Here is a 23485-nt window from a genome sequence, read left to right on the forward strand (position 1 = left end):
TTATTATAATGGCTAAAGAAGTACGTTCTGGTGATGATGCACGTCAACAAATGATTGCTGGTGTTAATATCCTGGCAAATGCTGTGCGAGTCACGATGGGTCCTCGTGGACGCAATGTTGTGCTAGAGAAGTCTTTTGGTGCTCCCACTGTAACGAAAGACGGTGTGTCTGTAGCGAAAGAAATTGAACTTGAAGACCGTTTCCAAAATATGGGCGCACAAATGGTCAAAGAAGTGGCTTCTAAAACGTCCGATGCGGCTGGTGATGGTACTACGACTGCAACTGTTTTAGCACGCGCTATTATGGTGGAAGGCAATAAGGCTGTTGCTGCTGGTATGAATCCAATGGATCTGAAGCGTGGTATTGATAAAGCTGTTACTGTGGTAACCAAGCAATTACAAGCGATGTCTAAGCCTTGCAAAGATGGCAAATCAATTGCGCAAGTTGGAACCATTTCCGCTAATGCTGATCAATCCATCGGTGATATTATTGCTGAAGCAATGGAAAAAGTAGGTAAAGAAGGTGTAATTACCGTTGAAGACGGGAATAGCTTGGAGAATGAATTATCTGTGGTTGAAGGTATGCAGTTTGATCGTGGCTATATTTCTCCTTACTTCATCAACAATCAGCAAAATATGAGTGCTGAGCTTGAGCATCCTTTCATTCTTTTGGTTGACAAAAAGATTGCTAACATCCGCGATATGCTTTCTGTCTTAGAAGCTGTAGCTAAATCTGGTCGTCCTTTATTGATCGTCGCTGAAGATGTTGAAGGCGAAGCCTTAGCAACCTTGGTTGTTAACAACATGCGCGGTATCGTGAAAGTTTGTGCAGTGAAAGCTCCTGGCTTTGGTGATCGTCGTAAAGCGATGTTACAAGACATTGCTATTCTCACTAACGGTCAAGTGATCTCTGAGGAAATAGGTAAGAGCCTAGAAGGTGCTTCAATAGACGATTTAGGTACTGCAAAACGCGTCGTAGTGACGAAAGAAAATACCACCATCATTGATGGAGAAGGCAAAGCATCTGAAATCAATGCACGCATCACTCAAATCCGTGCACAAATGGAAGAGACTACTTCTGATTATGATCGTGAAAAATTACAAGAGCGCGTAGCTAAATTAGCTGGTGGTGTTGCGGTCATTAAAGTGGGTGCAGCTACCGAAGTTGAAATGAAAGAGAAGAAAGCGCGTGTCGAAGATGCTCTGCATGCAACTCGTGCTGCTGTTGAAGAAGGTATCGTAGCAGGTGGTGGTGTTGCCCTGATCCGTGCTCAAAAAGCATTAGATGGCTTAAAAGGTGATAATGCTGATCAAGATATGGGTATTAACATTCTACGTCGTGCTATTGAATCACCTCTACGCCAAATCGTTGCCAATGCTGGCTATGAGTCTTCTGTAATCGTTAACAAAGTTGCTGAGAACAAAGATAATTTTGGTTTCAACGCAGCTACTGGCGAATACGGTGATATGGTTGAGATGGGTATTCTCGACCCAACAAAAGTAACTCGTACCGCACTGCAAAATGCAGCTTCTGTCGCAAGCCTTATGCTTACAACGGAATGCATGATTGCTGATCTTCCTAAGAAAGAGGAGGCTTCCGGTGCTGGAGATATGGGCGGCATGGGCGGCATGGGTGGCATGGGCATGATGTAAGCCGCTACTCTCCGTAGCCTTTAAAAAACCCGCCTTGTGCGGGTTTTTTTATGCCCAAATTAGAGACGTTCCCTAAGAGATGGCAAAGTTAGTCTAAACTAATAACGAGAGCAAAACACTGACTGATGTTATAAGCGTAATCCCTTATAACAGGAGTGTTAATTATGGTAAGCCAAAGAAGTATTGTAAAAGCCAGCGAAGTGACGGGTGTTTGTGTTAAAAACATGGCTGGCAAGAATCTTGGCACGATTCATGAAGTAGTTATCGATAAAGCTTACGGCAAAGTCAACTATGTCGTTTTGGAATTTGGCGGTATTTTAGGCTTTGGGAATAAATATTTTGCTCTTCCTTGGCATCTATTTAAATATGACAAAATAGCGGATTGTTTCATTATTGATATTGATAAAGAAAGGTTAATCAATGCTCCAGGATTTGATAAGGATCATTGGCCTGATTTTGCGGCACCAGAGTTTGCCACCAAGATCCATAAATATTACGAGTAGACAACCATGCAATATAAGGAAATATCATGACGAAGAATACTCCAAAGTCCAATGGTCGAAAACACGCTCCTAATCTTGGAAAGAGTAGCCACTTATCTCATGATGTGAGTCCAACCGCGGATCCCACTTCTAAAGCAAATAGAAAAAGAACGAGAGCAGCTCAAAAGAACACTGTAAACGAGCACTACGAACAATTGACACAAAGCACAAGCGAAATGTTTGAGGAAGCCAGAGCAAAATTAGGCGAAGCTAAGGAAACATTAAAAGAATACAGTAATGAACTGGCAGAAAATGTAAGGAAAAAGCCACTGATGTCCATTCTCATTGCTGGCAGTATTGGTTTTATTTTGTCATCACTATTTAGAAAGTGATTATTATGGGCTTCATTGAGCATTTAGAGGGTCTTATCGTTAGCAAGTATGCTGTAGCTAAGGGATTGTTTACCTTATTTAAGCTAGAAGCTAAACTTGCAGGATTAAATGTTGTTCCGTTTTTGATCATGTTGGGAGCATTTATTGCCCTTTGCTTTTCAGCTTGGTTAACGTTAATGATATTGTTAGGTTATCTCATCCTGCTTTTAGTAGGGCCTTTAATGGCTATGATCCTGATGTTGGTCTTGAATATCGTTGCTCTCATATTTGTGGTTAAAAGTTTGACTTCCTGTGTAAGACAGATGAGTTTTGAAAAAACAAGGGCCCTCTTAACGAAATATCAGTCAAAGGATGGTTATGAGCTCACGAAAAGAAATACAGAATTCCATTAGCCGCTTAGAAACGAAAATTCAAATGGAGAAAGCTAGGTTGTCAGAACACAGACATTATTTTGACAGGCTTCTTAATAATAAGTATTTGTTGATTGCCTCCTTAGTACCAGTGTTTTTAGCTGGATGGCATGAAGCCAGGATAGTGAAACCGGGTAAGAGTAAATTTAAGCGTTTTGTCAGATTTATATTAATGACAACACTAGCACATGTACGCAATTCCAATCTTTTGAAATCTAAATGACAGAATAATAGCTTTCATTTTTCCCTCTCCCCTTGGGGAGAGGGTAGGGTTAGGGGATCCAGTCAATCCCGCTTTAATCCTCTTTGCGGCATGCCATACCCCAACACGCTCCCACACAAGCAGAGAGTGCACCAATAAAAAATAAGGCGAAAATAATGAAAGCCGTCCATGCCAAATTACGTGGGGTAACATTTACGTTCAGACCGGTACTAGCTGTTTCAGGGGGTGTTTGTACATTTGCCTGTGGTGTTGTTTGATCACTTTGCTGTGGTGCGGCGGCCATTGAGCTTGAAACAACATTGGCGTAGGCTCCCATATGCTGGCCAACATGACCGGTGAGAATAGCACTCAAGAAAAGCGCAATGCTCCAGGTCATAAAACCATACAAAATCCCAAGATTACGTTTAGGACAATATAAACGACCTAAGTATCCAGCTGTATAGCCGGCGACAACTGTTGATGCGATGACACCAATGAGAATGCCAATTAATCCTCCTATGGCTAAAACTGTTCCGCCCTCTTCATTGAGAGTAAAAGCGCTTAAGCCAATAGCCAGACCAAATAAATTTAGCAAAAAACCAAGACCCACACCGACAATGGCGCCAGCAAAAATTGCAGTCCAGGAAATACGTTTGAAAGGATGTACTATACAATGATGATGCTCATGAGGAGGAACGCAAGGGTGCTCATGGGGCGGAATGGTTTGATTCGAAGAAGTAATATTTTCATTAGCCATAATAACTATCCTTGTTAAGTGGAAAAAAAGTTAATTAGATGGGTGCCCCTATTAAAAAATATGTGAAACTAACCATATCAAGATCAAGATACATAAGGGTATGCCCAATAACCAAGCAATAATATATTTTAGCATTTCTATCTCCTTATAAAAATGCAATTGTTTCCCTAGTTCCCTAATATTATCTGCCTGGATTAGCTGAATAAGCTAGAATAGCGCATGAGCAACCTTAGGTACAAGTAGTAACATTAGTATCAGCAATACAAGAAGCAGACCTACGATTCCTGAGGGCAAATAGCCCCAGCCTTTACTGTAAGGCCATATGGGTAATACGGCAGCTAGAATAATCACTAAAATGGCTATTTCTACCAGGCTCATTCTTAAAATCCCTTTGCAAATTATGGGCCTATGTTCAGAGTAGTAGATAAGTTTCAATCCTGCAAAACCTTAGGCTCAGATTATGGTCAAAGCTGATAAACTCCCTACCGCGCATAAACTAAGAAGGATGCAACTATAATTAAATTAACAGAAGAATAATTCAGATATTTCTAAAGGTGTTAACTCACAATGACTCAAAGAGTAGAAGTATTCGATGTCTCCCTACGCGATGGCGGCCATCGAACAGATTTTAATTTTCAAGATGAAGTGCTAGAACAGATCTTAACTGCAGTTGATCGATCAGGCATTGAATATATTGAAATTGGTTATCGTAATGGTCCAATACAAGTCATAAAAAATATTGGGCGAGCAGGTCTATGCCAGCGCGATTATCTCCATTTTTGTGCTCCCTTGATAAGGCAAGCCAAGATAGCTGTGATGGTATATCCACGTAATATCGCTATCCTAGATATTAAAGAATTAGAAGCTTGCGGTGTTACTCTGTTGCGAATTTGTGTTCCTAAAGGTCAATTGGCTGAGGCTGCTGCAATCGCAGCGATTGCTAAACAAACGGGTTTAAAGATCTCATTCAATTTCATTAATATGTCCCAGTATGCTGAGAATGAATTGGATAAGATTATAGAAGCAGCTCTGCAATATGCACCAGATATCATCTACTTGGCAGATTCAAATGGTAGTGTATTGCCTGATAAAATTAGTTCCCTCTATAAAAAATATACCAGTCAATGTAGCCTCCCATTTGGTTTTCATGCACATGATAATTTAGGTTTGGCGCAAGCAAATGCAATAGCTGCCATTCATGCTGGAGCTACTTACATTGATGCTTCTTTAGGAGGGATGGGGAAAGGAATCGGTAATCTTAGGACGGAATTTTTTGCTGCTTATCTCCAAGCAACTAAAATAAAGGACTATAATTTGCAAGCCTTGTTGTCAGCATCTAACTATGTGCGTGAGGTTTTAAAAATAGGACAAGAAGGAATCGAACTGGATGAGTTTAATCGAGCCATTGCAAACGATTTATAAATGTCTTTGCGAGCGTTAGGGAAGCAATCGAGATCGAGCGTTGATTAAAAATCTACTCTGGATTGCTTCACGTCGTTCGCAAAGACACCAATAAAAATTTTTGTCTTGTCCTTCGCAAAGCACCATTATGGATAAGTGCGGAAGTTGCGCTTGGCTATAGATAATAATTATCAAAATAATATAATCTTTTGATTTTAACTCATATTCTTTTTCAACTATCTTTACTATATATTCGATCTTCAAGTTATTATTGGTAGATTTTTCAGAATATCGAATTACCGTGGCTTGACCACGGTATCCACGGTCAATAAATCACTAGATACCGTGGTCAAGCCACGGTAATTCGGCTTTACGATTTGCCAAATTAAAAAAACTTGAAGATCATACATATAAACAAAAAGGAGTATTGTATGGATGACGTAATTAAAAAATTATCAATTTTAATGGCAGACACCTATGCTGTTTACCTCAAAACGCAAAATTATCACTGGCATGTTACGGGAGCTAATTTTAAGGCGATGCATGAGCTATTTGAAATGCAATATATAGAATTAGCCGAAGCCGTTGATACGATAGCGGAGAGGATTCGTGCCTTAGGTCATCAGACGCCTGCTACGTTTAGAGAATTTGAAAATTTAAAACGAATAAAAGATGGTGATGCCAAGAAAAGTGCCAATGAAATGGTCACTGAGCTTGCACATGATCACGATAGCCTCATTAAAGATTTAAATCAAGCCTTGGTTTTTGCGCAAGAGAAACATGATGAAGGCACAGCCACCTTGCTTGGCGATAGAATCGTAGCTCATGAAAAAGCGCGTTGGATGTTGAATGCTTCACGCGAAAGGGCTTAGGGAACGTCCCTAATTTCATTTCTGTTAGCTATGCAGATGAATTCTTGCAGTCATTCATCTTGCATCGTACTCTAAGATAGTTTCATCTGGATTTTTTGGTTGGAGATGCAAATATGGATTATAAATGTGATAGAGCTTCTTTTTTCAATTAGTCTTTTTCTAAGTGCGAGTCTCTTATTTGTTATCCAACCCATGGCGGCAAAAGCCTTACTTCCGGTCTACGGCGGGACACCGGCCGTGTGGACCATTTGTATGCTTTTTTTTCAATCATTATTATTACTTGCTTATGGCTATGCCCATATTGTGAGTCGTGTGCGCAATACCTGGCTTTGGCGTTTATTTCATATTTCTTTAGTGTTGATTACTCTAATTAGTTTACCGGTTGTCTTTACGCCTTTCTTAAAAGAGGGTTTACCTGAAGTTAGTATTCTCGAGAGCTTGACCTTGCAATTGGGATTGCCTTTATTAGTTATTGGTGCATCAGCCCCTCTTTTACAATTTGCCTATAGTCAGACAAAAGAAAAAAGAGCAGGGGATCCTTATTTTTTGTATGTAGCAAGTAATATCGGTAGTTTATTGGCCTTGATCGCTTACCCTTGGCTAATTGAGCGCTATGTTGGTTTGCACATGCAGTTTTACTATTGGACGATAGGGTATGGTCTTTACGTGCTTTTGCTCCTAGGCATTTTTTTTAGCATTTCTTATCAACCACATGTTGATGCAAAAGTGGCACAAATAAACTTGTCCTGGTTAAACATTTTCAAATGGGTAAGTTTTAGCTTCATACCGTGTAGTTTACTGTTAGGAGTGACTTTTTATATTTCTGCTGATATTGCTGCCACCCCGCTGCTTTGGGTTGTGCCTTTAGCCTTATATCTCCTTTCATTTATTATCACGTTTGCAAAGCGACCAATGATCCCTAATGCATGGGTTGCACGGCATATTTTATTTTTTACTATATTCCCCATCGTAGGGTTTATTCTCCACACCAATACTGTACCAGTCTGGCAAGTGATTTTCTTTCATTTGTTAACTTTCTTTATGCTTGCTCTTCTATGTCATGGTCGGTTGGTTGCGAGGAGGCCGCCGCCGAATCAATTAACCTTGTTTTATTTTTGCTTGGCTTTAGGGGGCGTGTTAGCCGGTGTTTTTAATAGCCTTTTGGCGCCACGGATTTTTATTGGGGCCTATGAGTATCCAATGGTATTGGCACTAGCACTATTATGTATTCCCTTGCCAAAATTAAAAGGGAGGAATTATATCCCTTTTATTGTATTGGTCTTGCTAATGATTAATTATCTTTTACCGGGTCATGGTTTTCTCCTCCAAGTAAAGCAATCTCATTTTATTGAGATCGTTGCTTTAATACTCATTCTGCTATGGCCAGGGAGTAACATAACGCTTTTTGCAAGCATGAGTATCCTTTTTATTTTTTTATTTTCTCCTTGGTTCCAAAAAACTGAAATTCTAACGCAACAACGAAATTTTTATGGGGTGAAACATGTGTCCGTTTCGGCAGGAGCACATGTATTAACCAGTCAAAATACGATGCATGGATTCCAACTTCCAGGCTCCGCAGGTCTGGACGGTTCAGTAGCTTATTATGGTCCAATGATGACGGTGGTTCAGCGTTTGCAGCAAGCAAAGCAACCGTTACGTGCAACTATTATAGGTTTAGGTACTGGAATCATGACTTGTCAGTTTCGCAGGGAAGACGTTGTTAAGATTATTGATATCGATGAGCAAGTCATTAATATTGCTACTGATCCACGATTTTTTACCTATCTGAGAGATTGCCCAGCAAAGCCTTTGTTGATTAAAGGGGATGGACGCTTGATCTTACAAAATAGCTCGGATACAAAAGTAGATTTATTGGTGGTAGATGCTTTTTCTTCAGATGCCATTCCTACCCATTTATTGACTTTGGAAGCAGTCAAACTCTATCAGCAAAAAATCACAGCAGACGGTGTCATTCTGGCTCATATTTCAAATCGTAATTTAAATTTACTGCCCGTCTTAACCACTATTGCCCGTCAACTCGATATGATCATTTTACAAAAACAACAAGCAGAGAATATAAAGGAAAGACAATTGGCCTCTGAGTGGGTTCTATTAACCATGAATGAAGCTTTTGCCATAAAACTGATGCAACAGGCCGGGTGGAGATTTGTTACTGGAATGAATTATCATTTGTGGACAGATGATTACTCTAATTTGATCCCTTTGTTGAAGTGGTGATGATGGTGCACCAGCACTTATTAGGATAACAGAGGTGTTCTCTCATCGTCTTCTTCTTTGTCTGCGAGATCAACTGTCGCTTGGGCTTCTTTAGCAAATTTTTGCAGCTTGTTTTCAGTGTTGGTACAGGGACGATACCAGAATGAACCCCTATCTTTAGCAGTGTATCCTAAATATAACAAGCCTAATCCTGTTAGTGCTATTAAAAAATTGACAATAACTTGTTTAGCGCCACGATGAGTTTGAATGATTTCAGATTGGCTGGCATTCAGTAATATACCACTAATTTCTTCAATTTCATTGGATAAAAAACCATGCGAAGCGGCTTTACACCTCTCGTTAATTGCTAGATAGGCAGTCTGTTCAAGAGCATTAGCGACATCCTCATAACCATGCTCCTTTAATTCAACGCCTTTTAAACCCAATAACGTATTATTATCGCGGATGACAGCTTCGCGAGTGTCACAATATCTGAATTTCGAACCTCTTCTGCGTTCAATATAGCGTCCAAAGGCAAAAGTCAACGCATGAGGAGCTAATTTAGTTTCTCTTACTTCTGCAAACATCTCGTTCAGAAGTGACTTAATCTTTTTTTGCTGGTTTTCCGTTACTTTAAAAATATATGGTGCGTCAAATTCCTCATCTTCTTTGCTCAATGAAAGATTAGCTACCAATCTATTGGAGAGAGGAAAAGCAGCAGCGGCTTCCTCTTCGATTCTTTCAGCCAAATGAGGAGACCATTCATCACCTTTAACAAGATTATTGAGAGCTGTGGCTAGAAGTATATCTTTGATAGCTTCATGTGAGTTTCCAACGGTTTCCTCTATCTCTCGAAGCTTAGTAAGAACTGCCTTTTTATAACTTGCATTGCTATGGTCATCCGGCTCTTTTGGCCCTGGGATCCCGTGAAGCTTTTCGGCTACAGTTTTTTTGTAATCCCCAGAAGACTGTTCTAATGGGATTTGCTCTATCTTTCCGCGAATTTTCTGAATTTGTTGGATAAGTACCTCGCGAAAAACTTCATTAAACAAGGAGTTGGATAGTTTTTTAATTCTTTGTGCGGAAGTTTTGGTAGGGTGAATGAGGTAGTTCTCTATTTCGATAAAAATATTGTCGCTCATCATTATAACGGCTAAGAAATAATTTCCGATTATACGACAATTCGTTTTAAAAATGCATTAATATTGATCATAAATTTTTTGGTTCGACAAAGTGCTCATAAAGAGGATTGGTCATTGATTCGGATCTAGGCCCTGTTGACATTCAATTTTCTTGAAAACCCCTACGTACCGCGGCTTGTCCGCGGTACCCACAAGATCCCTGGATGACGCGGACAAGCCGCGTTACGTAGGCCTTATAGAGCAATGTCAACACTCCCTAAATTTCAGCTAAATTTCCTTTTGTCTCCAGCCAAATTTTACGATCGGAAGCACGTTTCTTTGCTAGCATCATGTCCATCTGAGCCATTGTTGATTCTTCATCATCAAGAGTAAGTTGAATCAGGCGTCGAGTAGCAGGATCCATGGTGGTTTCACGAAGCTGTATGGGGTTCATTTCACCCAGCCCCTTAAAGCGTTGGACATTAATCTTGGCTTTACTTGTTTTGCTTAGTCTTGCCACGATTTTTTGCTTTTCATCATCGTCCAATGCGTAATACACTTCTTTGCCTGCATCAATACGATATAAAGGCGGCATGGCAACAAAAACATGCCCGGCCTGTACCAGAGGTTTGAAATGGCGCAAAAATAAGGCACACAACAGGGTGGCAATATGAGCACCGTCAGAATCGGCGTCGGCAAGAATACAAAGCTTACCATAGCGTAAGCCAGAAAAGTCTTGAGAGCCTGGATCAACCCCAATAGCAACAGAAATATCATGAATTTCTTGAGAAGCTAAGACTTCGGAAGATTCAACCTCCCATGCATTTAGGATCTTCCCACGTAAGGGTAATATGGCTTGGTAATCCTTATTACGTGCTTGTTTTGCAGAGCCTCCGGCTGAATCTCCCTCAACCAGAAATAATTCAGCTTGGCTTAAATCTTGTTGTAGGCAATCTGCCAGTTTCCCTGGTAGTGCAGGGCCTTGATTGATGCGCTTACGCGCGACTTGTTTCGCTTGTCGCAGACGTTTCTGGGCTCGCTCAATCGCAAGTGCTGCGATGAGTTCACCTTGACTACGATGTTGATTAAGCCAGAGTGCGAAAGCATCTTTAACCACATTGCCAACGAAACTCGCCATTTGTCGTGAACTGAGGCGTTCTTTTGTTTGTCCAGCAAACTGTGGCTCCTTCATTTTCACAGACAATACGTACTGACAGGGTTCCCAAATATCCTCAGCGCTTAGCTTTACCCCTCGTGGTAATAAGTTGCGTAGCTCACAAAACGCAGCTAAGGCATCAAAAAGTCCAGCGCGCAGTCCATTTACATGCGTGCCCCCTTGTGCAGTGGGAATTAAATTAACATAACTTTCATTGAAACTCATATTCACTGTAGTTGACCATGCTAAGGCCCAATCAACTGTAGCTTCTTCACTCGCAAATTCACCTGCAAAAGGTTCATCGGGGAAGTAGTCAGTGGTTAGGGATTGACGTAAATAATCAGACAATCCTTCTTCATAACACCAATGCTCCTCTTCATTCGTGATCTTGTTGATGAAGGTCATGGCTAAACCAGGGCATAACACCGCTTTTGCCCGAAGCACATGCGTTAAATGTTTTACAGAAATTTTTGTGGTGTCAAAGTATTTCGCATTTGGCCAAAAGCGAATGAGCGTTCCCGTATCACGTTTTTTAGTAACACCAATCTCATTGAGTTCTTGAAGCTTTTCACCATTGTCAAAAGCCATGCTATATATAATGCCATTTCTCTTAATCGTAACTTCAACACGTTCAGATAGCGCATTAACCACAGAAACACCAACGCCGTGTAGTCCACCTGAGAAACGATAATTCTTATCAGAGAATTTTCCGCCTGCGTGCAAACGGGTCATGATCACTTCTACACCGCTTAATCCAAGTTGAGGGTGCAGATCGACTGGCATGCCACGACCATTATCTTCGACTTCGATAGAACCATCTTCATGAAGAGTGACAATGATTTGGCTAGCAAAACCGGCAATCACTTCATCGACACTATTATCGATCACTTCCTGAGCCAAATGGTTAGGTCTGGTAGTATCGGTGTACATACCCGGACGACGTTGAACTGGCTCCAGACCACTTAAGACTTCTATCGCTTCAGCAGTGTAAGTTTCAGACATTGTGTTCTATTACCTATAAAATATACATAGTTTAGCACGAAAGATTTGCTATGGTGTCATCCTGGGCGCAATGGTGTTAAGTTAAGGAATTTATACCGAACGGGGTTAACAAGCTTAACTTAACGCCATTGATATCAGCTCCAGATAACAAGCAATAACCCCCCACTTCTTTTTGTACATGACTATCATCGAGCTGTCTAGAGTCATTCAACAACAATATTAGGGAATTTGCCCGCATAATTTAATGGTTTTCTTGCCAGTATGATGGCAGCATGCAAAGCTGTTTTTATGAAAGCATTTGCCAATGCATCATCGCCTCGAGCAGTGGGTTTTCCTTCATCAGAGTGAGCTTGGATACGCCTGTCTAATGGCAGTTGTCCGAGCAGAGGTAACGAAAAAGATTGACTCAATCGTTCAGCCCCGCCTGTGCCAAAAATTGCTTCCTGATGACCACATTGCTGACAGATATGTATTGCCATATTTTCCACAATGCCCAAGACATCAATATTGGTGCGCGCAAACATTTTAATTGCTTTTTGTGCATCCAGGGTAGCGACGTTTTGTGGGGTGGTGACCACGATGGCTCCGGTCACTGGAATTTTTTGCACGAGACTTAATTGAATATCACCTGTGCCTGGTGGTAAATCAATCAATAAATAATCCAGCTCATCCCAGAGCGTTAGATCAAGCATTTGTATCAGGGATTTTGCAAGCATCGGGCCTCGCCAAATCAACGCTTCATTGCTGTCAGTCAAATAACCTATGGACATGGCTTTAATACCATGTGCTGCTACGGGCAAATAATGATCATCTTTTACCGTGACAGGATTTGTTTTTCCTAACATCAGCGGAACGCTTGGCCCATAAATATCTGCATCTAGAATACCGACTTTAGCTCCTGCGCGTGCTAATGCTATGGCTAAGTTGACAACAACTGTTGATTTGCCCACGCCACCTTTGCCTGAAGCGATTGCTATCGTATTTTTCACTCCCTTCAAACTTTTACCGACCATTTGTGTTTGATGTGCTTTTATAAAAAAATTCGCAGAGAGGCTGATTTGATGATGAGGAAGTGCATGCTTTAGTTCTTCTGTCAGAAGGGGGAGTAAACTATGTTTTAGAAAATTGGTGGGAAAACCGGCCTTTAATGTGAGCTCTATTTTATTCACTTGAACGTTGATTTCAGGATGTAAACCCATCTCTTGAGCTGTTAATTCAAGATCTGGAGCCTTAACTTGGGATAATACCTCAGTGATGATGCCTTCTATTTTCATGGAACATCCGGCGTTTTATTAAAGGAAAGATCATACCTCAGTCTGGGATTCACTGCTATTAAGTTAAGAAAATCGATTCCCCGCGGCATCCATCTGAATCTTCTATGTATCTCTGAAACCCCGCCCACCTCTGCTCTCCGACGTCCCGCGGCTTGTCCGCGGGATCCAGGAGCACTGCACTAAAAGACTGGACTCCGCGGTGATCCCGGATCGAGTCCGGGAGCGGGGCGTAGGCAGAGATGTGATCAAGACAGCGGGGTCCATGAAGGTGCCTGAGAACATGGATACCGTGGTCAAGCCACGGTAATTCGAGGCACTAAAATTCCTTAACTTAATGGCAGTGAGTCAATGGATTAGTGCCATTGGAACCATGACATCGGGTTAAGAGATGACATCTCGGTATCATTATGCTCTTCATGCTCCAATTTCTTTTGCTCAAGCTCTTGCATCGCTTCAACTAAAAAAGGATTTTTCGAAATGAGCTTTCCTTCTTGATTAATCCATCCCATTTCTACAAGCACGTCGCGGGTACGACAACCTTTTTCATTCAAAGCATGGTCCAGGATCATCTCAAGGGTCAGTTTAGGATTTTTATAACCAATATTCGATTCTCTCCAAAAACTAAACCAACCGCGCAAATCATCTTCCCAACGTTGCCCATAGTTTTCTTTGAACTGTTCCAATAAGGTTTCATGAGGGGCAGAAAAATTGTATTTCTTGCTGTATTCCTCATAATATTTTTCAGCAATCAGTTCATGAACGTAGGCGGTAGGATGTACGTCATCCCAAAACATATAGCCTGGGGCAGGCGAGGTATCATTTGTTTTGTCTAACTCGAAATCATCTGACTTTGTATAAGGGGTTCGTAGTTTTTTGGGATCTAATTTATATTTTTCTGGGTGCTCGTATGCATCATGGAAAAATGTATTGACATCAAAAATGTCAATTGAACAATCCGGGTATGCTTCCTTGAGTCTAGCAACCTTTTCTGCTAATAACTCATTAAAATAGTCTGAAACTTCGCGAGCATTTTGCTGCTCTTCCTTACTTTGTGCCTGAAAACGAGGAGTGAGAGACAAATCAGGAAGATTAAAGAGAACAAAATTCTCATAGCCGTTCTTGATCAATTCTTCTAGGTTTTTAAGTCGCGCTGCAACTGCTTTTTCTGCTGCTTCTTTGGTTGGCTTTTCATTAACGGTCATTAAATCATTTGCCCCAGACCATTCTGTGATTAAGGTTTGCTTTTTATGTTCTGGGGGAATTCCTCTTGCCTTATCGTCCTGAAGAAGCAAATTACGTTTTTCATCAAGCGTAGCCAGAATTTTCTCTGTGGCTAAGAGTTTGAGATTAGCAGTTAGCCTTCCTGAATAGTCATAAGAAGTTAATCCGCCTTCCGTGTAATATCTGATAAAATCTTGGTTTTTGAATTTTGTTTGGCGGTAATCACCAAGGTTAAAATCGTCGTGCAGGGGTTTTTCTACGCTTTCGTCGTGATCAATAATCGCATCAGAGATATCTGTAGAATCCTTACCTTGACGTTTGAGCTCCTTAATAATGGCTTCTTCAGCGACGTCATTACCAAAGTCTTTGTCCCATACGTAACCATTGGTAAACGATCCCTTTGGTGATTTGCCTTTTAAACCACTAATACCATCCATGGGGATCACACCCCCCAATTTCCTATGATTCATAAATCCGGTATCAGACAAACTATCGCCCATGTCAACAAAATAGTGAATTGGTCTAGGCATATTATTTCCCCAATCGATGACGATCAAAATGATGTTATTGTAAGAGAATGATACTTAAGGGAGTATTAATAGCACAAAGTTAATTCATTAAGCAAAATAATATTTCACTATTATTGCCTAAAAAGAAGGGAGGAAATGGGTCCATACTTATATTTATGGTAGGAACGTAGATGCATTTTCTGCAATAGGAGCTGGGGGACGCTATGATAAAAATGATATCACTACACCTCAAGTTTCTTAAATATGCCTTATTCATTTGTAGTATCTTGCTCCCTTCAGCCATTCTTGCGGCATCTGAAAATATTCCTTCAGTAGCTCGTTTAAGTTATATAAAAGGAGTTGTCAGTTTTTCTCCCGCAGGGATTAAAAAATGGGTCAATGTTAGTCTTAATCGTCCTTTGGTTATTGGCGATCAATTATGGGCAGATATTGATGCTCTTGTGGAATTACAATTGGGCACCGCAGTGATTCGTATTGGGGATCAAACCAGTTTAAAAATCCTAAATCTCAATAACAAGATTGGTCAATTTCAGCAAACCAATGGTATGTTGGGTCTAAGTATCCGGCCTGCAAATGCTAATCGACGCTATGAAATTGATACCCCCAATTTAGCCTTCACCGCAACCCAATCGGGTTATTATCGGATAGATGTAGATAGTAAAAAAGATGTCACTGTTGTGACTGTTCGCAATGGACGAGCCGAGGTTTATGGCAAGAGTGCTTCATTCACAATTAAGAAAGGCCAATCTTGTCGTTTTACTGGGAATAATTTGCAAGGGCGTCAATGTTCTGCCATAGGTCCTACTGATGATTTTGATCGCTTCGGTCTTGAGCGTGATCGTCGAGCTCTAAAAACAGTTAGCATTAAGTATGTTTCTCCAGCATTAATTGGTTATGAGGATCTAGAACAGTATGGCACATGGAAGGTAGTTAAAACCTATGGTCGTGTTTGGGTTCCTCGAGTAGAGGTTTCAAACTGGGCTCCTTACAGAACAGGACGTTGGATATGGCTTACTCAATGGGGATGGACTTGGGTTGATGATCAACCTTGGGGTTTTGCGCCGTTTCATTATGGACGCTGGATACATATTCAAAATCGATGGGCTTGGGTACCTGGCCCACGACAATTTGCGCCAGTTTATGCTCCCGCTTTAGTAGCCTTTGTTGGCGGTCGACAATTTAATTTACAGCTTGGGAGAACGTCTGCTATCGCTTGGTTCCCGCTTGCTCCGGGTGAGGTGTATTTCCCACCTTATCAAGTAAATCGTAATTATTTTCTTCAGGTAAATATCAGTAATACTCAAATTAATCAAACGATTGTCAATAATGTTTACAATTCTCCAAATGTTAATATTGCTTATCAAAATTTGCAGGTGACGAATAGTATCACTGCTGTACCTACCCCCACTTTTGTTCAATCTAATCCTGTTGAAAATGCAGTTGTGCAAGTTTCTCCTGAAACAATAGCAGCAGCTCCAAAGTCACCTGTTGCGGCAGTCTTGCCCGAGGCGATTAGCGTGCAAGGAGGGACCCAAACAGCTACTACGGCTCCCAGCAGCGAAATACTAAGTGAACAAACGGTGGTGAAATCCGAACCACCTGCTGCCTCACCATCATTTACCCAGGAACAACAATTGCTTGCGAATGATCCTGGTAAACCGTTAACCTCTGAGCAAATAGAGGGATTGGCTACTCAACCAGACGGCTCTGCTCAACCTTCTCCGGAAACGACGCAGCCGCAGGCACAACCTACCGAACAACCCACTACTCAGCCGGTTCAACAGGCTCCTGAAGTTCAACAAGCTCCTGAAGTTCAACAAGCTCCTGAGGTTCAACAAGCTCCTGAGGTTCAACAAGCTCCTGAAGTTCAACAGGCTCCTGAGGTTCAACAGGCTCCTGAAGTTCAACAGGCTCCTGAGGTTCAACAGGCTCCTGAGGTTCAACAGGCTCCTGAAGTTCAACAGGCTCCTGAAGTTCAACAGGCTCCTGAAGTTCAACAGGCTCCTGAAGTTCAACAGGCTCCTGAAGTTCAACAGGCTCCTGAAGTTCAACAGGCTCCTGAAGTTCAACAGGCTCCTGAAGTTCAACAGGCTCCTGAAGTTCAACAGGCTCCTGAAGTTCAACAGGCTCCTGAAGTTCAACAGGCTCCTGAAGTTCAACAGGCTCCTGAAGTTCAACAGGCTCCTGAAGTTCAACAGGCTCCTGAAGTTCAACAGGCTCCTGAGGTTCAACAAGCTCCTGAGGTTCAACAGGCTCCTGAAGTTCAACAGGCTCCTGAAGTTCAACAGGCTCCTGAAGTTCAACAGGCTCCTGAAGTTCAACAGGCTCCTGAGGTTCAACAGGCTCCTGAGGTTCAACAAGCTCCTGAGGTTCAACAAGCTCCTGAGGTTCAACAAGCTCCTGAGGTTCAACAGGCTCCTGAAGTTCAACAGGCTCCTGAAGCTCAGCTACTCCCTCAGCAAATGACTCCAAAACGACACCAAGTCGCTCAGCAAATACCTCCAGAATTATACCAAGAACCAGAAGTGCAGGATGCTCCACAAGTGGAGGGAACACCTAAGATTGAGCAGAATAATTCACCTAAAATGCAATTGATAAACCCGCAAAAAATCCCAAAAGTACCCACAATTCCTGAAATTCAGCAAAATGCTTCTCCTGAAGTACAACAAGAGCCTGCAGTGGTGAAGCATTTTTAAAAGTGCGCAGAATTTATGCAGGATCCAGTCTTATCTTAAATTGGGCTGGATTCAAATCGGGTGGTCGCCTCTTGACTATAGTCCCATTCTAACCATTTCCCGGTTGCTAAATAATATAAACCGCAACGTATAGGAAGGTTAGAGTTGCTGGCAAACAAATAGGCATATTCATGCACTTGCTTGCGATGTGCATCTTGTGCGTCTTCCTCGTCACTTCCTGTTTTGAAGTCTATGATCCAACGTTGACCGTTGTAGATAAATGTTCGGTCAACTACACGCGTTTTTACCTCTCCTTGCTCAGTAACTAATAAGGCATATTCATTGGCTTCTTCTGTATGGGCTTGGATGAGCCACTGGCCCTTCGGGTCACGAAATAAGGTCGCTATTTGGTTCTTTAGTAGCTTGAGAGTTTCGTCTAACTCATCTTGCGCAAAACCTAGCATTCTCAAATGGTTGGTAACCATCGACCAAGGTAATGCTTGGTCATTTTGTGGGTGATAATCGCAAATCCATTGCAATAGTTCATGAGCAACGACCCCTATTTGTCGGGCATGATTAAGAAAGGGGATTAATGTCGTTTTGTTTATCACAGTAGACAAAGTTTCTTGTTGTGAATAAAAATGATTAGGTAATTTATAAAGTGGGGGCAAAGTCTCTTTCGCTGCTTCATTCTCTGATTTGTCTGCTGCGCTTGAGAATTCTTGATTTAGCAGTCTGCGAAAGCTTCCCACTGTTTCTCTTTCTGTATAGTCAAAAAGATAGAGTCGTTTTTTAGTGCGCGTAATGGCCACATAAAGTAATCGTTGTAACTCGTAATGACTTTTTTCAGCATCGATTTTTGCAAGATAGTTATAGAGTAAACAATGCTCACGATGCGAGGCTTTTATTGGAGAAACCAGCAATAAGTCATTCTCAGATGAAGGGAATTTTAACCAGCGTAATAAAGGATTATCCGCTGTTTGGCTTTTGGCGCTTAGCCCTGGCAAAATAACGCAATCAAATTCCAACCCTTTGGATTTATGAATTGTCATGACTTGCAGGCGAGAAGGGTTAGTGCGTTTTGAGTATAGCTGACTAAATTCGCTATTTAATTCTTCCAGGTTAGGGTATTGCCCTTTGTTGGCAAAACGCTCGAGCAATAGCCAAAATTGCTCTAGATCAGCTTGTTGCACCGCATCCAGGATTTTCTCCCCATGTAACTCTCTAAACGTCTCACAGACCCAGTCGACTAGAGATTGATAATGTCGTCGAGCCAAAGCATTGTGAAGAATTGTATGAACAAATTGTAATCGCATACGGCTTTCATCGGTGAGAGGAAGTTTTTCCAGATGATCTAGGGCATAAAGGATGGATTTCTTTTTATTAAAATTAGCGATTGCGTGTAATTCAGAAAGAGATAGTCCACAAAACGGGCTTCTTAACAAAGCTAGCCAAGCCAAGCGATTACCGGGCAAAAGAAGCGCCTGTGTTAAAGACCATAGATCACGCAGATGAGGTAGCTTGGAAAGGAGGTCAATCTCCATCCCTTGGAAAGGTATTTGCTGTGCTCGTAATGTGCGTGTGATTTCAGTTAACTGGGTGCGCGAGCGAACAAGGATAGCAATTTGATCTTGAGGATACTTTTTTAGTTCATGCGCCGCCAATTTGGCAACTGCTTCTGCTTCAGCAAGACGATTGCTAAATTGATAGGCTTCTACACAGCTGTTTTCACAAGCAGGCAGGACATTAACTGAGGTATGAAAGGAAATAGCACCGGATTCGATATTATCCAGTTTGGGAAAAATCGAGTGAAACTGCTGATTTATCCAATCAACGATGGTAGCTGTCGAGCGGAAATTGCAACATAGCTCTAAACTTGTCAGGCGTACAGGTCCTATTCCTTGCTGTTTGGCTTTTAGAAAAAGACCGACTTCCGCTTGTCTAAAACGATAGATGGACTGCATTGGATCGCCCACAACAAAAAGGGTTCGACCGTCATCTGGCTGCCAACCACAGACCAATTTAGTTAGTAAGTGGAATTGCGAAATGGATGTATCTTGAAATTCATCGATTAGAAGATGATTAATACGACTATCGAAATAGAGTGCAAGATCGGTTGGCTCATCTTCTTCACCTAGCGCAAATAATGCTTGCTGAGAAACCGCTGTAAAGTCAACTTCATTATATTCATTAAACCTAAGATGCAGGTGACCGACCAAGAGCGGTAATAAGGAAAATAAAGCTTGTAGCGTGGCCCATTGCTCGGGATCGTAATGAGGGAGTGGGAGGTCTTTAATTTTTAAGAGTGCGGCAAGAAAATCAGGTTGTTCGTTGAGTTTCGTCAATAATTCGCTACTTTCCGACTTAAGTTTGTCGTATAGCTTATCTTCGCAGATTCCTCGTTTAAGACCCACCCAGTGATCAAATTTTTTGCGTAACTCGTCTTCTGCAGTTAATAGTAGACTTGCTAGGCCAATTGCCTGCAGCCTGTTCAACGCATCAAAATTAAGCCAGTCTCGCAGTACGTAGCGTGGTGATTGCGGGTTTGCTTCAATTTCGGCCATTTGTCGGGCAAGCGCACAAAGTTCTGTTCGCCATGCAAAAGGAACGGTATTTTTAAAACGGGTTAACTCATGTTGTTCAATGATGCTAAGCATTTGCTCGAAAGTAGCTTGGCTTTGATCACGGGCGATATAGAGGGAAGCTAGCCACTGATCTCGCTTGGCTAACAAATCGCTCAGCAAATCCAATAAATTATCTTGGCGGTTGTCCAAATGCCCCAATAAAATCTTTAATGGTTGATGGAAATTAGCGTCAGTCAAGGCATATTCGAAACAGGAACGAGCAGCAGCTTGGTAGTGGGACTCTGGTTTTTCAGTCACTTGAGCGTAGGGAATTTGTTTATCTTGTAAAGGAATTGCCTGATTGATCGCTTGACATAGCGCATCAATTGTCATTATTCGTAAGCGCGCAGGCTGTATTAGTAGCTGCCATCCTAATTGCTCACATCGAGCCAACGCTTGTATAGCGTAGTCATGAGTTTGTTGTTGATGCGAGGAGGTAGGGGTATAGCCATCGGCCGCTCGCTTTAGTGCCAATAAAATGCGTTCGCGCATTTCACTTGCCGCTTTGCGGGTGAACGTTAGGGCAACGATTTCTTCCGGTACGTTAACTGTTGCTAGCAGTCTCAAATACCGCTGGGTTAACAGTTCTGTTTTGCCCGAACCTGCCGGTGCTTGCACAATAAAAGAGCGGCGCGGGTCAGTGGCTTGTTCTCGCTGTTTGCTATCCTGAAGCATGAATGCTCCTTACTCTAAAGTAACTACTCGCCCCTATTTATCGCCGACTTCCCGCGGCTTGACCGCGGGATCCAGTGAACTTGCCAGATCCATGGATCCCGCGGTCAAGCCGCGGGAAGTCGTGGGTGGGTAATTACTCTCCAAAATAAGTTCTTGCGCTGGTGCTCTGAGATTATAATAGGAACTCATGCAATGACCGTAAGCTCCAGTACCTGCAATGAGAATAACATCGTTTTCTTTGGTCACTGGGAATAAGCGGTCATAGCCTAAGGTATCACCTGATTCGCAAATAGGTCCTACAACATGTGCAAACCCTGTTTTTTCAGCTTGCCATTGGCTGAGATTAACTATTTCATGATAGGCCCCGTAAAGAGCAGGGCGCATTAGGCTATTCATTCCCGTTTCAATACCAATAAAGCGCACCTTGCCTTTTTCTTTACACTGCGTAACTTTTGCAAGAATGACTCCACTTTCAGCAACGAAGAAGCGGCCAGGTTCCAGCCAGAAAGAAATCTGAGGATAGGCAGATTTAACAGCCATTAATGAAGCATCCATGGCAGCGAAATCCAAAGGTTGTTGACCTGGTTTTTCAACGATACCCAAACCGCCTCCAAGATTGATTATTTTAACATCTGGAAAACGGCTCGTTAAAGAAGTAAGCATAGATGCAGTTTGTTGCCAAAGCTCAGGTGTTAATATCCCGCTACCAGAGTGAGCGTGCAAACCAATGACCTGAATTTGATGCTCTTCTATTAATTTACTGGCCGTAGCCAAATCATTTTGTGGGATGCCGAACTTTGATTCGTTCCCCCCTGTGCACACATATTTGTGATGACCTGCTCCACATCCAGGGTCAATACGCAGTAAAAGAGATCGCTGTTTAAAGAGCTCAGGCCAATTTTCTAGGGGATATAAATTATCAATGGTTATGTAACAACCCACAGACAAGGCAAATTCATATTCTTTTTTAGCTGCAAAATTAGGAGTAAACAATAACTGTTGTTTATCGATCTCGGGGAATAAACCCAAGACATGCCTTAATTCATCAATAGATACACATTCAAAACCAATTCCTTTTGCAAAGAGATTTTTCAAAATAGCTGGATGAGGATTAGCTTTGACTGCATAGTAAAGCTTATCAATTGATTTTAAGGCTTGTAATTCATCTGCCTTGCGTGACTGAGTTTGCAGATGATAGACATAACAAGGTGAACTGGTTGCAGCAATATCAAGCAGTTTGCCACGTTCATGTTCCCACCATGGTGTATTTTTTAATCCAGGAGTACCAAACTCTTCTTGCCAACTTTTTGAGTAGTAGAAGCTTTGCGGATTATCATCGATCAATAGATTATGCAATTTTTGACATAGTTTATCCGCCTGGGATTCATTGACCACAAATGTTAAATTCAAGTCATTTGAGGCAAGTGACATGAGATAAATTTGCTGTGCATCAAACACTTCCAGTGTGGGGCCTAGTTGAGGAAGAACAGTCCGAATATGATGACCCACCAAACTCACTGCACTGCAAGGTTCAATGAGTTTTGCGCGCCCAAAGCGATTTAAGTCAACCAGCAAGGCATCTAATGCCCTTCGATCGTGAAGCTTTGCATTGCTATCCAATGATAAGGTCACATTGGATTCAGAAGATGATAATAAGTCAACTGAAAAACCATGCAACTTGAAAGCAGCAAAAACATCGGCCAAAAAACCAACTTGTTGCCACATATTTATGGTATCAATTGAAATAAGAATAATACTATGCTTCACCTGAATAGACTTAATAGGTGGTGCTTTATCATCGCTCTCTTTAGAAATACGCGTCCCGGAATGTTCTGGCATTTTGGTAAATTTAACCACCATAGGGATACCGGCTCGGCGCACTGGCGGTAGGCAATTAGGATGAAGAACCTTAGCTCCCATAGAGGCAATTTCTTGCGCTTCATCATAAGTAAGCTGCTTGAGTAAGCGAGCATGAGGCAGAACATGCGGGTTTGCAGTATATATCCCTGGTACGTCTGTCCAGATTTCGCATGTTTTGGCCTGAAGAATTGCAGCAAGCAATGCTGCTGATGTATCTGAACCACCACGACCGAGCAGTACAGTTTCTCCCTGAGGATTGGTTGCAAAAAAGCCTTGGGTAATAACCGCTTGTGCGCCGCTCCCAATCAATTTCTTAGTAAGCTCTGGGTTAGGTTCACTATCACAGCGTGCTGCAAGGAAATTGACCGCATCCATCCCGGGGATAGGAGTCGAAACCAAAGCTTCACGTGCGTCAAACCAGAGACAATTAATTCCTTGATTACACAAGAAGGCATGTCCTAAACGCGTCATCATGAGTTCACCCAGGCTTAGAATTTGGGCACGGGTTCTGGGAGAGGCTTCTTTAAGAAGGGCGATTCCCATAAGCCATTGTTGTAATAGAGTTAACTCCCCATTAATGAGCTCGGATGAAACCTGCAATGCTTTCGCCAAAGACTGATAACTTTCGCTGATATCTGCTTCAATATTCTGATGTTGATTGATTAATGCAGCCTCGATTGCTTTTTCTAGCTTGTTTGATATTTCAGTTAAGGCCGAGCATACGATAACTGGCTGTACACCACTAGTGATATGGTGTTTGGTAATGGCGGTAATTTTTTCCCAGGTTTGCAAAGATGACACACTGGTACCGCCAAATTTGGTGACGACTTGTTGCATAATGATATTCGTGCAAAAAACAAACACATTAGCATGGAGTGAGAGAGTTTAACAAGTAATTACTTAATGGCTAATTACAATTATTTCTCATGATGCTCATGTTATGCGCACGGTGGATTGTTAGT

At 41.9% G+C, this 23485-nt stretch carries 16 protein-coding genes; 8 read left to right on the forward strand and 8 right to left on the reverse strand.

Translation table 11 applies throughout. From position 1 onward, the window contains the following. Positions 1-8: 8 nt before the first annotated feature. The 4 genes from groL to CKV79_RS03620 all read left to right on the forward strand — a co-directional run bounded on the left by groL (position 9) and on the right by CKV79_RS03620 (position 2918). Positions 9-1652 (forward strand): chaperonin GroEL, encoded by a 1644-nt coding sequence (gene groL / locus CKV79_RS03605; RefSeq protein ID WP_028374073.1) that lies wholly within the window; start codon positions 9-11, stop codon positions 1650-1652. A gap of 164 nt (positions 1653-1816) precedes the next feature. Continuing rightward, the gene (locus CKV79_RS03610; RefSeq protein ID WP_028374072.1) at positions 1817-2155 is read left to right on the forward strand and encodes a PRC-barrel domain-containing protein; all 339 of its coding nucleotides are present in this window, start codon (positions 1817-1819) and stop codon (positions 2153-2155) included. A gap of 26 nt (positions 2156-2181) precedes the next feature. Then, positions 2182-2526: a hypothetical protein gene (locus CKV79_RS03615; protein ID WP_035916053.1), complete on the forward strand. Its 345-nt coding sequence runs from the start codon at positions 2182-2184 to the stop codon at positions 2524-2526. Between the two features lie 5 nt (positions 2527-2531). Further along, on the forward strand, positions 2532-2918 hold the full coding sequence (locus CKV79_RS03620) for a hypothetical protein (RefSeq protein WP_028374071.1): 387 nt from the start codon (positions 2532-2534) through the stop codon (positions 2916-2918). Between the two features lie 314 nt (positions 2919-3232). Here the strand turns inward: CKV79_RS03620 and CKV79_RS03630 are convergent, their stop codons facing one another. Beyond that, the gene (locus CKV79_RS03630; RefSeq protein ID WP_231950205.1) at positions 3233-3895 is read right to left on the reverse strand and encodes a hypothetical protein; all 663 of its coding nucleotides are present in this window, start codon (positions 3893-3895) and stop codon (positions 3233-3235) included. A gap of 207 nt (positions 3896-4102) precedes the next feature. Then, entirely contained in the window at positions 4103-4273 is a 171-nt protein-coding gene (locus CKV79_RS03635) for a DUF3309 family protein (RefSeq protein ID WP_081778117.1), read from the reverse strand. 189 nt (positions 4274-4462) lie between these two features. Between CKV79_RS03635 and CKV79_RS03640 the strand changes: the two genes are divergently transcribed. The 3 genes from CKV79_RS03640 to CKV79_RS03655 all read left to right on the forward strand — a co-directional run bounded on the left by CKV79_RS03640 (position 4463) and on the right by CKV79_RS03655 (position 8406). Next, positions 4463-5317: a beta/alpha barrel domain-containing protein gene (locus tag CKV79_RS03640; protein ID WP_028374068.1), complete on the forward strand. Its 855-nt coding sequence runs from the start codon at positions 4463-4465 to the stop codon at positions 5315-5317. Positions 5318-5727: 410 nt separating this feature from the next. Next, positions 5728-6168 carry a Dps family protein gene (locus CKV79_RS03650; RefSeq protein ID WP_028374067.1) on the forward strand — a complete coding sequence of 147 codons (441 nt, stop codon included), beginning with the start codon at positions 5728-5730 and terminating at the stop codon, positions 6166-6168. Positions 6169-6273: 105 nt separating this feature from the next. Continuing rightward, the gene (locus CKV79_RS03655; RefSeq protein ID WP_028374066.1) at positions 6274-8406 is read left to right on the forward strand and encodes a spermidine synthase; all 2133 of its coding nucleotides are present in this window, start codon (positions 6274-6276) and stop codon (positions 8404-8406) included. 20 nt (positions 8407-8426) lie between these two features. Here the strand turns inward: CKV79_RS03655 and CKV79_RS03660 are convergent, their stop codons facing one another. The 4 genes from CKV79_RS03660 to CKV79_RS03675 form a co-directional block, all read right to left on the reverse strand. After that, entirely contained in the window at positions 8427-9530 is a 1104-nt protein-coding gene (locus CKV79_RS03660; RefSeq protein ID WP_028374065.1) for a hypothetical protein, read from the reverse strand. A gap of 253 nt (positions 9531-9783) precedes the next feature. After that, the gene (gene parE, locus CKV79_RS03665; RefSeq protein WP_028374064.1) at positions 9784-11664 is read right to left on the reverse strand and encodes a DNA topoisomerase IV subunit B; all 1881 of its coding nucleotides are present in this window, start codon (positions 11662-11664) and stop codon (positions 9784-9786) included. 203 nt (positions 11665-11867) lie between these two features. Beyond that, positions 11868-12938, reverse strand: coding sequence for an iron-sulfur cluster carrier protein ApbC (gene apbC / locus CKV79_RS03670; RefSeq protein ID WP_028374063.1), 1071 nt, complete (start codon positions 12936-12938; stop codon positions 11868-11870). A gap of 353 nt (positions 12939-13291) precedes the next feature. Further along, positions 13292-14689, reverse strand: a complete 1398-nt coding sequence (locus CKV79_RS03675; RefSeq protein WP_051546247.1) for an SGNH/GDSL hydrolase family protein — start codon at positions 14687-14689, stop codon at positions 13292-13294. A 203-nt stretch (positions 14690-14892) separates the two neighbouring features. Between CKV79_RS03675 and CKV79_RS03680 the strand changes: the two genes are divergently transcribed. Next, positions 14893-17385, forward strand: a complete 2493-nt coding sequence (locus CKV79_RS03680) for a DUF6600 domain-containing protein (RefSeq protein ID WP_157737130.1) — start codon at positions 14893-14895, stop codon at positions 17383-17385. 35 nt (positions 17386-17420) lie between these two features. On the opposite strand, the gene CKV79_RS03685 is transcribed toward CKV79_RS03680, so the two are convergent. Further along, positions 17421-20663: a UvrD-helicase domain-containing protein gene (locus CKV79_RS03685; RefSeq protein ID WP_028373939.1), complete on the reverse strand. Its 3243-nt coding sequence runs from the start codon at positions 20661-20663 to the stop codon at positions 17421-17423. 33 nt (positions 20664-20696) lie between these two features. Next, entirely contained in the window at positions 20697-23360 is a 2664-nt protein-coding gene (locus CKV79_RS03695; protein WP_081778110.1) for a bifunctional aspartate kinase/diaminopimelate decarboxylase, read from the reverse strand. Between the last annotated feature and the right edge of the window lie 125 nt (positions 23361-23485).

The organism is Legionella lansingensis (assembly GCF_900187355.1).
In the GTDB taxonomy this organism is placed as follows: domain Bacteria; phylum Pseudomonadota; class Gammaproteobacteria; order Legionellales; family Legionellaceae; genus Tatlockia; species Tatlockia lansingensis.